At 67.5% G+C, this 13985-nt stretch carries 9 protein-coding genes; 8 read left to right on the plus strand and 1 reads right to left on the minus strand.

Annotated features, from left to right (window positions below; translation table 11 throughout):
* The first annotated feature begins 260 nt into the window (after nucleotides 1-260).
* Nucleotides 261-3140: a M16 family metallopeptidase gene (locus tag ACVCMG_RS11910; RefSeq protein WP_447114212.1), complete on the plus strand. Its 2880-nt coding sequence runs from the start codon at nucleotides 261-263 to the stop codon at nucleotides 3138-3140.
* Between the two features lie 143 nt (nucleotides 3141-3283).
* Nucleotides 3284-3685 carry a DUF4156 domain-containing protein gene (locus tag ACVCMG_RS11915; RefSeq protein WP_395120489.1) on the plus strand — a complete coding sequence of 134 codons (402 nt, stop codon included), beginning with the start codon at nucleotides 3284-3286 and terminating at the stop codon, nucleotides 3683-3685.
* A 12-nt stretch (nucleotides 3686-3697) separates the two neighbouring features.
* Here the strand turns inward: ACVCMG_RS11915 and ACVCMG_RS11920 are convergent, their stop codons facing one another.
* Nucleotides 3698-4774: a CapA family protein gene (locus ACVCMG_RS11920; RefSeq protein WP_447114213.1), complete on the minus strand. Its 1077-nt coding sequence runs from the start codon at nucleotides 4772-4774 to the stop codon at nucleotides 3698-3700.
* Nucleotides 4775-5041: 267 nt separating this feature from the next.
* Between ACVCMG_RS11920 and ACVCMG_RS11925 the strand changes: the two genes are divergently transcribed.
* From ACVCMG_RS11925 to pssA, 6 genes are all read left to right on the plus strand, one after another.
* Nucleotides 5042-7795 (plus strand): TonB-dependent receptor, encoded by a 2754-nt coding sequence (locus ACVCMG_RS11925; protein WP_447114214.1) that lies wholly within the window; start codon nucleotides 5042-5044, stop codon nucleotides 7793-7795.
* Between the two features lie 101 nt (nucleotides 7796-7896).
* Complete coding sequence (locus ACVCMG_RS11930; protein WP_447114215.1) at nucleotides 7897-9309, plus strand: SLC13 family permease; 1413 nt, start codon at nucleotides 7897-7899, stop codon at nucleotides 9307-9309.
* A 2-nt stretch (nucleotides 9310-9311) separates the two neighbouring features.
* A complete protein-coding gene (locus tag ACVCMG_RS11935; RefSeq protein WP_447114216.1) occupies nucleotides 9312-11237 on the plus strand; it encodes a CocE/NonD family hydrolase in 1926 nt (641 codons plus the stop codon).
* 52 nt (nucleotides 11238-11289) lie between these two features.
* Nucleotides 11290-12219, plus strand: coding sequence for a LysR family transcriptional regulator (locus tag ACVCMG_RS11940; RefSeq protein WP_395120483.1), 930 nt, complete (start codon nucleotides 11290-11292; stop codon nucleotides 12217-12219).
* 52 nt (nucleotides 12220-12271) lie between these two features.
* On the plus strand, nucleotides 12272-12445 hold the full coding sequence (locus tag ACVCMG_RS11945) for a hypothetical protein (RefSeq protein WP_447114217.1): 174 nt from the start codon (nucleotides 12272-12274) through the stop codon (nucleotides 12443-12445).
* A gap of 148 nt (nucleotides 12446-12593) precedes the next feature.
* Nucleotides 12594-13976 carry a CDP-diacylglycerol--serine O-phosphatidyltransferase gene (pssA, locus tag ACVCMG_RS11950; RefSeq protein WP_447106924.1) on the plus strand — a complete coding sequence of 461 codons (1383 nt, stop codon included), beginning with the start codon at nucleotides 12594-12596 and terminating at the stop codon, nucleotides 13974-13976.
* The last annotated feature ends 9 nt before the right edge of the window (nucleotides 13977-13985 follow it).

Here is a 13985-nt window from a genome sequence, read left to right on the forward strand (position 1 = left end):
CGATGCGTAAGTGAGCCCTGCAGCCCGATGAAAGCAATCCCTGTGCCACGCCTGGATATGCGGCCAACATGCTGATTTTTCAAGGTTTAGATAGCCGCCTCGACACCCCGGCCGTTGTCCGCGGACAGTCGTCCGGTGGCGTCCGGACAGCGGTGCCCCGCGCCACCGCACGGGCCGTCGACCGTGCCACAAGTCATTTGCGATGCCCGGGCGCGGCCGGGTAGCCTGCCCGGACCATTCGCGAAAACAGGAGGTTCACCGTGAAAAAAACGCCGCTTGCCCTGCTCATCTCCGGCTTGCTCACGTTCGGGGTCGCCGCGCCGACACTGCTGGTCGCCGCCCCCGCGCAGGCGGTCGAGGCCGCCGCTGCAGCGACGCAGCAGATCCCCGGCCTGGCCTATTCCCGTTTCGTGCTGCCCAACGGCCTGACCGTGGTGGTGCATGAAGACCACAAGGCGCCGGTGGTGGCGGTGAGCGTGTGGTATCACGTCGGCTCCTCCTATGAGCCCAAGGGCAAGACCGGCTTCGCGCACCTGTTCGAGCACCTGATGTTCCAGGGTTCGGAGAATCACAAGGACGAGTTCTTCAAGCCGTTCGAGCTGGCCGGCGCCACCGACCAGAATGGCACCACCTGGCTCGACCGCACCAACTATTTCGAAACCGTGCCGACCACCGCGCTGGACATGGCGCTGTGGATGGAATCGGACCGCATGGGCCACCTGCTCGGTGCCATCGGCCAGCCGCAGCTCGACGAACAGCGCGGCGTGGTGCAGAACGAGAAGCGCCAGGGCGAAAACCAGCCTTACGGCCGCGCCAGCGAACTGATCCAGGCCGAGGCGTTCCCGGCCAACCATCCCTACCATCACGACACCATCGGCTCGATGGCGGATTTGAACGCCGCCTCGCTCGGCGACGTCAAGCAGTGGTTCCGCGACTACTACGGCGCGGCCAACACGGTGGTGGTGCTGGCCGGCGACATCACGCCGGCGGTGGCGAAGGAGAAGATGCTGAAGTACTTCGGCGACATCGCCGCCGGTCCGCAGGTGCCGCGCCCGCAGCCGTGGATTGCCGCGCGCGACAAGTCCACCCGCGGCACGATGACCGACAACGTCGCGCAGACCCGCATCTACCGCGAATGGAACGTGCCGGCGCGCGGCAGCCATGACGAGAACCTGCTGGAGCTGGCCGCCGCCGTGCTCGGCGGCAGCAAGACCTCGCGGCTGTACCAGCGCCTGGTCTACCAGGACAAGCTCGCCGACAGCGTCTCCGTCTACGTCGAGCAGCATTCGCTGGCCAGCCTGTTCCAGTTGCAGGTCGACGTGAAGAAGGGCGTCGACCCGGCCAAGGTCGAGGCCGCGATCGCCGACGAATGGCAGAAGTTCCTCAACGATGGCCCCACCGCCGACGAACTGGCGCGGGTCAAGACCGAAACCCGCGCCTCCTTCGTGCGCGGCCTGGAGCGCGTCAACACGCAGGCCTCGATCCTGGCCGAGGGCCAGCTGTACCACGGCGATCCGGGGCACTACCTGAAGGACTTCAGCACCCTGATGGCGGCGACGCCGGCGAGCGTCAAGGCGGTGGCGAACCAGTGGATCGCCAAGGGCGACTACACCCTGACCGTGGTGCCCGGCAAGGTAGAGGACGCCGACATGGCCACCGTGGCCGGCCGGGCCGCCGCGTCCGGTGCGCCGGCGCCGGTGCTCACGCCCAAGGGCGATTACAAGACCGTGGCCAGCGACGTCGATCGCAGCAAGGGCGTGCCCGAAGTCGCCAGCTTCCCCGACCTCGCGTTCCCGACCCTGCAGCACGGCAAGCTCGACAACGGCGTCGAAGTGGTCCTGGCCGAACGCCACGGCGTGCCGGCGGTGCAGATGCAGTTGCTGTTCGACGCCGGTTACGCGGCCGACCAGGGCCGCAAGCTGGGCACCTCCAGCTTCACCATGTCGATGCTCGACGAAGGCACCCGGGACCTCGATTCGGTCGAGATCGCCAAGCGCAAGCAGCGCCTGGGCGCGATCATCGCCAGCGGTTGCGGGCTGGATTACTGCAATGCCTCGCTGAATGCGCTGGACGACCAGCTCAAGCCCTCGCTCGACCTGTTCGCCGACATCGTGCGCAACCCGGCGTTCCGCGATGCCGACGTCAGCCGCCTGCGCGGCCAGTGGCTGGCCGGCATCGCCCAGGAGAAGAGCCAGCCCATCGGCATCGCGCTGCGCACCCTGCCGCCGCTGCTGTACGGCAAGGACCACGCCTACGCGATCCCGTTCACCGGCACCGGCACCGAGGCCTCGATCAAGTCGCTGACCGATGCCGACATGCGCCAGTTCATCACCGACTACATCCGCCCGGACAACATGAAGATCCTGGTGGCCGGCGATACCACGATGGCGAAGATCATCCCGCAGTTGAACGCGGTGTTCGGCAACTGGAAGGCGCCGGCGAGCAAGGTGCCGGCCAAGAACATCGGCAAGGTCGCGCCGCCGGAACAGGTGCGCGTGTTCCTGGTCGATCGCCCCGGAGCGCAGCAGAGCCTGATCCTCGCCGGCAGTCTGGCGCCGTCCACCGAGGCGCCCAACAACCTGCAGATCCAGACCATGAACGGCGCCTTCGGCGGCAGCTTCACCTCGCGCCTCAACATGAACCTGCGCGAGGACAAGCACTGGGCCTACGGCGCCTTCAGCTTCCTGCAGAACGCGGTCGGGCAGCGCCCGTTCATGCTCTACGCACCGGTGCAGACCGACAAGACCGCGGCGTCGGTCAGCGAGATGCTGAAAGAGGCGCGCGGGGTGATCGGCGACAAGCCGCTGACCGCGCAGGAGATCAGCAAGATCAAGGTCGGCGACGTGCGCAGCATGCCGGGTCAGTACCAGACCACCCAGGCGGTGATGGGCGCCATGCAGGGCATCGCCCAGTACAACCGCCCGGATGACTACGTGCAGACCCTGAAGTCGCGCATCGAGGCGCAGACCGATGCGTCGGTGGAGGCTGCGGCGAAGGAGATCATCCACCCGGACCAGCTGACCTGGGTGATCGTCGGCGACCTGGCCAAGATCGAGTCGCCGATCCGCGCGCTGAAGCTCGGCACGGTCGAGGTGCTCGACGCCGACGGCAAGCCGGTGGCGGCCAAGCCGGCGAAGTGAGTCGCGCTGCCGCGCCGGCTGAACCGGCGCGGCAAGCGGCGGATGGAGCGAGGGACGCCGGCGCGCCGGCGCGTTACGATGGAGGCCGGACCGTCCTGGTCCGGCCTCTTTTCATGCCCTCAAGACCTGCCGCGGAGCCACCCATGCGCAAGACCCTGTTGTTGCTCGTCCCCATCCTGTTGCTCGGCGCCTGCAGTTGGGGCATCACCCTGGATTCGGCCGGCAAGAACGTGCGCACCGCCTGGAGCGGCGATGTTTCCAGCTGCCGCGAACTGGGCAAGGTCACCGTCTCGGTGATGAACCGCGTCGGTCCGGTCGACCGCAACGACATCAAGGTGCGCGACGAACTGGAAGTGCTCGCGCGCAACGAGGCGGCCAAGATGCACGCCGACACCATCAAGCCGCTGGCCGAACCGGCCGATGGCTCGCAGCCGTGGGGCGCCTACCAGTGCGGCAGCAACCCGGCCAAGCCGGGGGCGGGCCGACCGGCTTCGGCCCAATCGGCCAAGGGCGACGTGCAGACGTTCCCGGTGTCGGGCGGCTGACCCCTTCGACGGTCAATCCATGCTGATCCAGCCGCGTTCTCCCGCAATGCGCAGCGAGGTGCCGAGCACCGCGCTGAGCGACTGGAGGCGCGCGAGGATGCGTTGTGCATCCTCGCCTCGCGCGATCCTGGGGCGACCCCGCGTTTCGTCCTGGCGACTCGCATCGTCGCCCCTCTCGTTGAGCACCACCGGCACCAGTTCGAGCTGACGCATCGAGCCATCGCGCCGATGAAGGTGCGCGATCATGCTTTCCCACACCTCGGCCGGGTAGTAGCCGGGCTCGGTGCGGGAATGAAAGATCAGGCTGCCCATGCCATGGAAAATCGGCACCCCGTGATGAAGCTCGATCCCGTGCAGCAGCGGGGCGCCGTGCGAAAAGAATGCGCCGGCACCGGCTTCGGCGCAGCTCCGCGCGAATTCGCGCGCCCATGGCTGGGTGACGCGCATGTCCCCGCGCCAATCGTGGTTGTGCAGGCAGGCGACGACGAAGGCCGTGCCGGCCGCCGCGCGGATCGACTGAAGGATTCGTTCCACATCGTCCTGGTCGGGTGTGCCGGCTGCGGTCAGACGCAGCTCGTTGATGCCGGCGCCTGAACTTGTTGCCGCCACGCCCGGACGGATCTTGCCGGCCGCCATGGCCACCAGCGCGACACGGCGACCGCGCGCGATGAAGCAGGCGGCACCGCTGGCTTCGGCGAGGTCACTGCCGCTGCCGGCGGTGGCGAAACCGGCATGCTGCGCGGCGCTGCGGGTGGCCAGTACGCCCGCACGGCCGAAATCGCCGGCGTGGTTGTTGGCCAGGGCCAGCATGTCGAAGCCGAACGAGCGCAGGCAGCGCAGGGTGTCGGGGCCCGCGGCATGCAGGAACAGCCCTTGGCGAGTCGGTGCGCCCGACGCGCCAACGCGTATGGGCGTCTCCAGGTCGGTCATGGCGACGTCGCCGCGACGTACCTGGGCGATCACTTCGGCGAGGCCGGGGTAAGGCTCGCGGCAGAGGTCGTGCGCGATCAGCGCCTGTCCGGTGAGGGTGAGGGTCAGCTCGCGGCGTTCGGCCGCGCGCACGGCAACGCCTGGCAACAGCGGCGTCATCGCCAGGGCGGCGAGCAGCCGCCGGCGCTGCAGATTGCACGACTCGACCATGACGCCCCTCGCTCGATCCGGACCCGACAGCCCCAGCTATCCACGTCCACCGGGCCGCTTGCAAGCTTATTCGCGTACCTGCGCATGCCATACCAAAATGGCATGGACGCATTACCGGACTCGATAAGATTGCATATGTTCAGTCCGCGTGAATTACTCGATACCAAGGCAGATGCTCCGGCGAACTGGTCGCCACGCATGGTTTCGGGAGGGGTGATGAACAAGATGGCTGGCAAGGGGGAGTCACGGCGTGTACCGCGCCTGGGTGTGATGATGGTGGCGATTGCGGGCGCGCTGGCGGCGGGCGGAATGCCGGCGACCGCGGATGCGCAGAGCGCCGCGGACACGACGAGCGGCGATGCGAACAAGGCGAAGACGCTGGAAACGGTCAGCGTGGTCGGCTCGCGCATCCGCCGCAAGGACGAGGTGGCGGCCAGCCCGGTGTTTACCATGGAGCGCAACGAGATCGAGGCTACCGGCGTGGTCTCGGTCGGCGAGTTGCTGCAGGAGCTGCCATCGGTAGGTTCCAGCTTCAACTCGACCGGCTCGGGCGGCACCAGCCATGGCTCCCGCTCGTTGAACCTGCGCAACCTGGGCGCCAACCGCTCGCTGGTTCTGGTCAACGGGCGGCGCTGGGTGAACGGAGCCGGTACCCGCGGTTTTCGCGACTTTGTCGACCTGAACACGATTCCGCTGGCCGCGGTCGAGCGGATCGAAGTGCTGCTGGATGGCGCCACCGCCATCTACGGCGCCGACGCGATCGCCGGCGTGGTCAACATCATCACCTTCAGCGAGTTCGACGGGCTGAAGGCCAGCAGCTATGTCGGCCAGACCGACAAGGGCGACGGTTTCACACACAACGAGGATTTCCTCTGGGGCAAGTCCGGCGACTGGGGGTCGGCGCTGGTGTCGGCGACGGTCGCCGGCAGCAACGAGATCCTTGCCGGCCATCGCGACTTCTCGCGCGTGCCGCTGCAAGGGTTGAGCCGAAACACGCCGGCGGGCCGTTTCCGCAACAGCACGCCGGTGGATGGCTTCGGCACCAAGGCGTTCGTGCCGGACGGCAACGGCGGTTTTCGCCTGGACGTGCCGGACACCGACGTCTACAACGACCAGCCTGATACCACCTTGATCGGCCCCCTGGACATGGCTGGCGTGTATGGCCAGTTGCGCTTCCACGTCAGTGATGCGGTGACCTTCGTGACCGAAGGCCTGTACAACACGCGCGAATCGAGCCAGCGCTTCCCGCCGGCAACGCCACGCATCCGCGGCGGCGACGGCATGACGATTCCGGCCGACCACCCGTACAACCCGTTCGGCGTGGACTTCCAGGGCACGGGCACCAAGTTCGAGGTGGTGCGGACGATCACCGAGCTGGGGCCGCGCATCAACACGCAGAACGTTGACACGATGCGTGTGGCGGCCGGATTCGAAGGCGATTTCTCCAATGGCTGGTCGTGGAACAGCTTCTATACGTATGCCCAGAACAAGGCGAAGTGGACCTCGGCCAATCAGATCGATCTGGACAAGGTCGCGCTGGCACTGGGCCCGAACGCCCGCTGCGCGGCCAACGACTGCGTGCCGCTGAACATCTTCGGCACCATCACCCCGGAGATGGCCAACTACATCCGCGCCACTGGCGTCGACCACAACGGCACCAAACAGCACGACTTCACCGCCAACCTCACCGGCGACCTGTTCGAGTTGCCGGCCGGAATGCTGGCGTTCGCCGGTGGCGTCGAGTACCGCAAGGAATCGGGCTACGACCAGCCCAGCCCGTACTTCAATGAAACGCCGCAGTTCATCACCTACAGCCGCAAGACCACCTCGGCGCCGCGCCTGCCGACCGCCGGCTCCTACGATCTGAAAGAGGCCTATGTCGAGTTCAACGTGCCGTTGCTGGCGAACCTTCCGGCGGTCAAGCAACTGGAGCTGTCCGCCGCGACGCGCTACTCGAGCTACAACACGTTCGGCAACACCACCAACAGCAAGCTCGGCCTGGTCTGGCGGCCGTGGAACGACCTGATGCTGCGCACCACCTGGGCGCAGGGCTTTCGTGCGCCCTCGATCAACGAACTCTACGCCGGCCTGCGTCAGACCAACTTGCCGGCGGTTGACCCCTGCAACGGCGGCGGCGCCGGCAAGCCCGGGTGTGCCGGGGTGCCGACCAGCTACGACCAGCGCAACTACTCGGGCGGCTCGATCCTCTCGACCGTGGGCGGCAACCCCGACCTGCGGCCGGAAACCTCGGTCAATCGCAGCAGCGGCTTCATCTACACGCCGGGCTTTGCCAAGGGCCTGACCTGGTCGGTCGACTGGTACGACATCGACCTGAAGGAGGCGATCTCCAGCTTCGGCTCGCAGAACCTGCTCGACCTGTGCGCCAATACCGGTCAACGCTGCAACCTGATCAAGCGCGACACCAGCGGCGAGATCATCAACCTGATCGACGGCCCGATCAACCTGAACCGGCTCAAGGCCAGCGGCGTCGATACGACCATGCGCTACCAGTTGCCGACGATGGCGGCGGGCAATGTCGGGCTGATGTTCAACGCGGCTTACCTCAAAGCGTTCGATCGTTACGACACCTTGCCCAGCGGGGAGGTGCGCGTGGCCAGGCGGGCCGGAAAATCGGACATCGCGCGCGAGAGTTTCCCGCGCTGGAAAGCGAACACCGCCGTGGACTGGTCGCGTGGCCTGTGGTCAGCGAACTGGAGCATGCATTACATCGGCAGCACCGACGAGGGCCCGGCGCCGGGCTATGGCCGGATCCCGGCGCAGATCACCCATGACGTGTGGGGTGCCTATACGCTGCGCTCGCAACTGATGACCTTCACCCTTGGCGTGCAGAACCTGTTCGACAAGGACCCGCCGCTGTCCTATGTCAACGGCGGCGACCTCAACTTCGACATGAGCACCTACAACCCGCGTGGCCGCTTCATCTACGTGAAGGCCACGATCACCCTCTGAGACGGGCACCGGCGGCATCGGCGCGATGCCGCCGACCGCCGGCCTGGGCCGCCGCGGGAGCGGGCGCCGGCGACCCGCTCAACCACATGGATCTTCCCAGCATGGCCAACCGTCCCGTCACCGATGGCAAACCTGCACAGCGGCCCCGTCGCAAGATCGACGTGCACCCGGTGCTGATGCTGGTGTCCGTGCTGTTGCTGTGCGCGGTGCTCACCTACGTCCTGGACTCCGGCGCGTTCCAGCGCGTCGATGGGCGGGTGGTGCCGGGGACCTACTCGGTGATCCCGAAATCGTTCGACTGGTGGCACCTGCTTGGCCTGGGCGCGGCCGGCGAGCAGGCGCGCCCGGCCGGCGTCATCACGGTGCTCGAATCCATCCCGCTGGGACTGGTGCGAAACGCCTCGCTGATCTTCATGGTGATGTTCGTCGGCGGCCTGTTCGGCGTGTTCAAGCAGACCGGTGCGCTGGATGCCGGCCTCGACCAGCTGGTGCATCGCTCGCGCGGGAATGTCTACCTGCTGGCGCCGGTGCTGATGGGTGCGCTGGCGGCGGGCAGCTCGTTCCTGGGCCTGATTTCGGAGTATCTGGTGGTGTTGCCGGTCTTGCTGTCGATGGCCGAGCGGCTGCGCCTGAGTCCGCTGTACGCGGTGGCGATGCTGCTGATCGCGGCCAAGCTGGGCTACATCGCCTCGGTCAGCAATCCGGTGGTACTGCCGATCGCGCAAGGCATCGTGCAGGTGCCGATCTTCAGCGGTTTCGGCATGCGCCTGGCGGTGCTGGCGGTGTTCCTGCCGATCGGCATCGCCTATCTGCTGTACCGCATCCGCCGCAGCGGTTTCACCAAGGCGGATTTCGCGCCTGCCGCGGGATCGCTCTCCGGGCGGCACCTGGGCGTGCTGCTGCTGCTGGGCCTGGCGATCGTGCTGATGGTCTACGCCGGACGCACCTGGAGCTGGCATTACAACGAGCTCAGCGCGTTCTACCTGGCGGTGACCGCGGGACTTGCCATGATCGGAGGGCTGAGTGCGCGGGTCAGCGCGGATGCCTTCATCGATGGCATCAAGGGCATGATCCTGCCCTCGCTGCTGATCGGCCTGGCCGGCGCCATCCACGTGCTGCTGCAGGAGGCGAATATCCTCGACACCGTGGTCAACGCCATGGCCGGCCTGATCCACGGCCAGTCGTCGTGGATCGCCTCGCTGGCCATCATGTTCACCGAGGCGGGGCTGGATGTGCTGATTCCCTCGACCTCGGCCAAGGCCGCAATCAGCATTCCGATCCTGTGGCCGATCGGCCAGCTGTCGGGGCTGCAAGGCAACTCGGTGGTGCTGGCCTACTTGTTTGGCAACGGCCTGATGGCGACGGTCAGTCCCACCTCGGGGCTGATGCTGGCGATGCTGGCGATGGCGAAGGTGCACTACGGCGCGTGGGTGCGCTTCATGCTGCCGCTGACCCTGGTGCTGACGGTGGTGGCGACGGCATTCCTGCTGGTCGCCACGCGGATCGGTTACTGAGCATGGCGATCGGTGAGGGCATGGAGCAAACGCGGGCGGACACCGCCGACGCAGCGGCCGCAGGCCTGCAGCCGGGCCCGTACCCGGTACGCCTGCGCCCGGACGTGATGGTGACGATGCGCGATGGCGTGCAGTTGGCGGTCGATCTGTATCTGCCGGACGGCGCCAGCGGGTCGCGTTGGCCTTGCCTGCTCGAACGCACGCCCTACGACAAGGCGGGCACCGCGCAGTCGGATGTCGTGGCCGGGTATCCACTGCCCTTGTCGAAACCGCAGATCGCGCGGTGGTTTGCCAGCCACGGCTTCGTGGTGGCGATGCAGGATTGTCGCGGTCGCTACCGTTCGCAAGGCGTGTTCACCAAGTACACCAACGAGGCCGTTGACGGTGTCGACACCCTCGCCTGGCTGGCGGCGCAGTCGTGGAGCGATGGCCGCGTGATCACCCAGGGCCTGTCCTATTGCGCGCACGTGCAGACAGCGCTGGGCAGCCTGGCGCCCGCGGCGCTGAGCGCCCAGTTCGTCGACTCCGGCGGCTTCTCCAACGCGTACCACGGCGGCATCCGGCAGGGTGGTGCGTTCGAACTCAAGCAGGCGACCTGGGCCTTGAAGCACGCCTTGCTGAGCCCGCTGACGCAGCAGGATTCCAGCCGCAAGGCAGCATTGCAGGCGCAGGACATTCGCGCCTGGTTTCGGCGCATGCCGTGGGCGCGCGGCGACTCGCCGGTCAGTGCGGCACCGGAATACGAGGACTACCTGTTCGAGCAATGGGAGCACGGCGATTTCGGCCCCTACTGGCAACAGGTCGAGTTGTGCGGTGAGCGCCATTACGACACCTACGCCGACGTGCCGATGGTGCACATGTCCAGCTGGTACGACCCCTACGTGCGCACCGCCACCGACAATTACCTCGGCCTGTCGCGGCGCAAGCATGCTCCGGTGCACCTGGTGATGGGGCCGTGGATTCATGGCCGGCGCTCGCAGACGTTCGCCGGCGATGTCGATTTCGGCGAGCAGGCGACACTGGATGCGGCGTTCGGCCACTCGTTCTACGAGCTGCGTCGCGCCTGGTACGACCATCTGCTGGGGCGACAGGCCGACAACCCGTTCGCGCGCGGTCGCGTGTCGATCTTCCTGATGGGCGGCGGCAGCGGCCGGCGCAACGCCGAGGGCCGGCTGGAGCACGGCGGGCGCTGGTTGCATGCCGACGACTGGCCCTTGCCCGGCACCACCAGCCAGGCGTGGCACCTGCATGCCGATGGCCGGCTCGACGCCACGCCGCCAGCGGAGCGGTTCGCGGCGCTGGACTATGTCTACGATCCCGCGCGACCGGTGCCGACCATCGGCGGCACCATCACCTCGGCCGAGGGGGTGATGCCACCGGGCGCCTTCGACCAGCGCGACGACGCCCGCTTCTTCGGCTGCGCCGGCACGGGTCGCGACATCGGCGAGCGCGACGATGTGTTGTGTTTTCGCAGCGCGCCGCTGGCGCGCGCGGTCGATATCGCCGGGCCCATCCGCGTGAGGCTGTTCGTTTCCTCCGATTGCCGGGATACCGACATCACGATCAAGCTGATCGACGAGTACCCGCCCCATGCCGACTACCCGCACGGTTTCGCGATGAACCTCAGCGATGGCATCCTGCGTTTGCGCTATCGCGATTCCTGGCAGCAGCCGCGCTGGCTGGTGCCGGGCGAGGTGGTCGAGGTGGAGGTGGAGGCCTTCGCCACTGCCAACCATTTCGCGGTGGGCCATCGGATCCGGCTGGACGTGTCCAGCAGCAACTATCCGCATTTCGACCTCAATCCGAACACCGATACGGCGCCCGGTCGCTGGCGCGAATCCAGGCCGGCGCACAATCGCGTGCATCTGGATCGCGCACACCCGTCGCGACTGCTGTTGCCGGTGTTGCCAGTGGCGTCGCCCGCTTGATCGTGTACGTTGTTCGGCAGCCCATTCACTGCCGCCACGTGGCGCTCCGCCCATGAAGCTCGACAACCTCAAGGCGCTGGAAGCCTTTCGCGAAATCATCCGGCTCGGTTCGGCCACCGCCGCCGGGCGCAGCCTGAGCTTGAGCCAGCCCGCGGTGAGCCGCCTGCTGGGGCAGTTCGAGACCGAACTGGGCTTCAAGTTGTTCCACCGCAGCAAGGGGCGGCTGCTGCCCACTTCGCAGGCGCTGCTGCTGTTCGAGGAGGTGGATCTGGCGCTGCAAGGTGTCGAGCGGATCAATGTGCTGGCCCAGGACATCCGCCAGACCAATGCCGGGCAACTGCGCGTGGTGGCGCCGCCGAGTTTCGCCGAGGGGCCGCTGGTGAAGCTGGTCGCTTCGTTCCTGAGCCTGCATCCCAATATCCACATCAATGTCGATTCGCGCACCCGGCCGACGGTGATGAACCTGGTTGCCACGCGCACCGCCGATTGCGGTTTCGGCAAGCTGCCGCTGGATCATCCCGGCATCCGCCTGCGGCCGCTGATCAGCAGCCCCACGGTTTGCGTGCTGCCGCCGGCGCACCGGCTGTCGGCGGGCAAGCGCCCGATCGGCGCCAGGGATCTTGCCGGCGAACCGCTGATCCTGGTCGGCCATCGCGGCGGCGACACCCGCATGCGGATCGACCAGGCCTTCCAGCAGGCGGGGGTGCGCCAGACGGTGCGGCTGGAAGCCCACAACGTGGGCGCGGCCTGTGCGCTGGCGGCCGAAGGCGTCGGTATCGCGATCGTCAACGAGCTGCTGTCGCGCCATTCGTTGTGGACCGGCGTGCGCATTCGTCGCTTCGCGCCGACGATCGAGCAGGAGTACGTGTTCATGTCGTCCGCCAACGTGCGCGAGACATCCTTGACCGAGGCGTTCTACGAACACTGCCGCGCGTCGCTGGGACGCAGGCGCAGCGGGTCACCGCCGCCACGGCGAGGCTGACAGGGGCGGGCGCCAGCAAGCGCCGCCGCGGCGGTGCCAGGTGGATGGTGGCTTGTCACGGGTTGATCCGATGGTCGCCGGCGCTTGCCACGATGCGGCCGGCGCGACGGCAGCCCCGCCATGGGAATACCGGCAGCCGCCGGCGGAAATCCCCGCCTTGGCCGAGGCGCGCCCGCCACCGCGAGCGCTCAGCGACAGTCGGCAGCAGGTGCTGGTGCTGCCCTGACTCCCTCGGCGCCGGTGCGGGTCGCGCAGGGACCGGCCGGCGCGCGGAACGGTCCGGCCATGGTTCGCCGCAGGCAATTCCCGCCGGACGGGTCGTAGTGCGCGGCATGGTTTGCGATGATGGAGGAATGATTGCGCGCAAGACCCTGATGACAACACCTATCCGCCTGGCTCGACGCCTGGTGTCGCTGCCGCGACGCAAGGGCAATCCGCGCACAGCCTTGCCGGCGTTTGCGGTGGATGCGGCGGCGATCAGCTGCCTGTCCGATCCGGCGGCGTTCCGGCAAACCCTGCTGACGCTGATCGCGCAGGCTGCCCGGCGCATCGTGATCGTGACCTTGTACCTGCAGGACGACGATGGCGGTCGCGAGATATTGGCGGCGCTTTACGCGGCCAAGGCGCGCCGGCCCGAGCTGGACATCGCGGTGTTCGTCGACTGGCACCGCGCGCAGCGCGGGCTGATCGGCAAACACAAGAGCGCGGGCAACGCCGGCATGTACCGCGAATGGGCGCAGCGGCTGGGCGATGGCGTGCCGATCTACGGCGTGCCGGTGCAGAACCGCGAGTTGTTTGGCGTGCTGCACCTGAAGGGCTTCGTGATCGACGACGCGGTGTTGTACAGCGGCGCCAGTCTCAACGACGTCTACCTGGCGCGACACGATCGCTACCGACTCGATCGCTACCACCTGCTGCGGCATGCGGGCCTGGCCGACGCGATGGCCGGCTTCGTCGCGAACCGGCTCGCCGGCAGTGGCGCGGTGCGGCAGTTGAACGTGGCTGAGGTGCCGAGCACGCGCAGCCTGCAGCCGCAGATCCGCCGCTTGCGCGGGCAGTTGCAGCAGGCGCGGTACGAAGTGATCCCGGCGCTGCCGAATGCGGACCAGGTGGCGGTGACTCCGCTGCTGGGTTTTGGCCGCAGCGGCAACCAGCTCGACGCGGTGCTGCTGGCGCTGCTCCGGGAGGCGCGCGAGCGGGTGATCCTGCTGACGCCGTACTTCAACCTGCCACGTCCGGTACGGTTGGTGCTCGGCCAGTTGCTGCGGCGCGGCTGCCGCATCGACATCATGGTCGGCGACAAGGTGGCCAACGATTTCTACATACCGCCGGAGCAACCGTTCAAGACCATCGGCCTGCTGCCGTACCTGTACGAGAACAATCTGCGCCGCTTTGCGCGCGCGCACCGTGCGCAGATCGAGGCCGGCCGGTTGCGGCTGCACCTGTGGCGCGACGGCGACAACAGCTACCACCTGAAAGGCCTGTTCGTGGATGACGACGTGGCCGTGCTGACCGGCCACAACCTCAACCCGCGTGCATGGTCGCTGGATCTGGAAAACGGCCTGCTGCTGCGCGACCCGGCGAAACGGCTGCACGCGCAGCACGAGGCGGAATGGGCGGCACTGCGCCGGCACGCCGTGCAGCTGGCCGATTACCGCGCGCTGGAAAGCCCGCGCCAGTACCCGCCCGAAGTGCGTCGGCTGCTGCGCCGCTTGAACCGCACGCAACTCGCCCGCCTGGTCAATCGCCTGCTGTAGGGCGGGGCC

It is taken from the genome of Rhodanobacter sp. UC4451_H18, assembly GCF_052978225.1.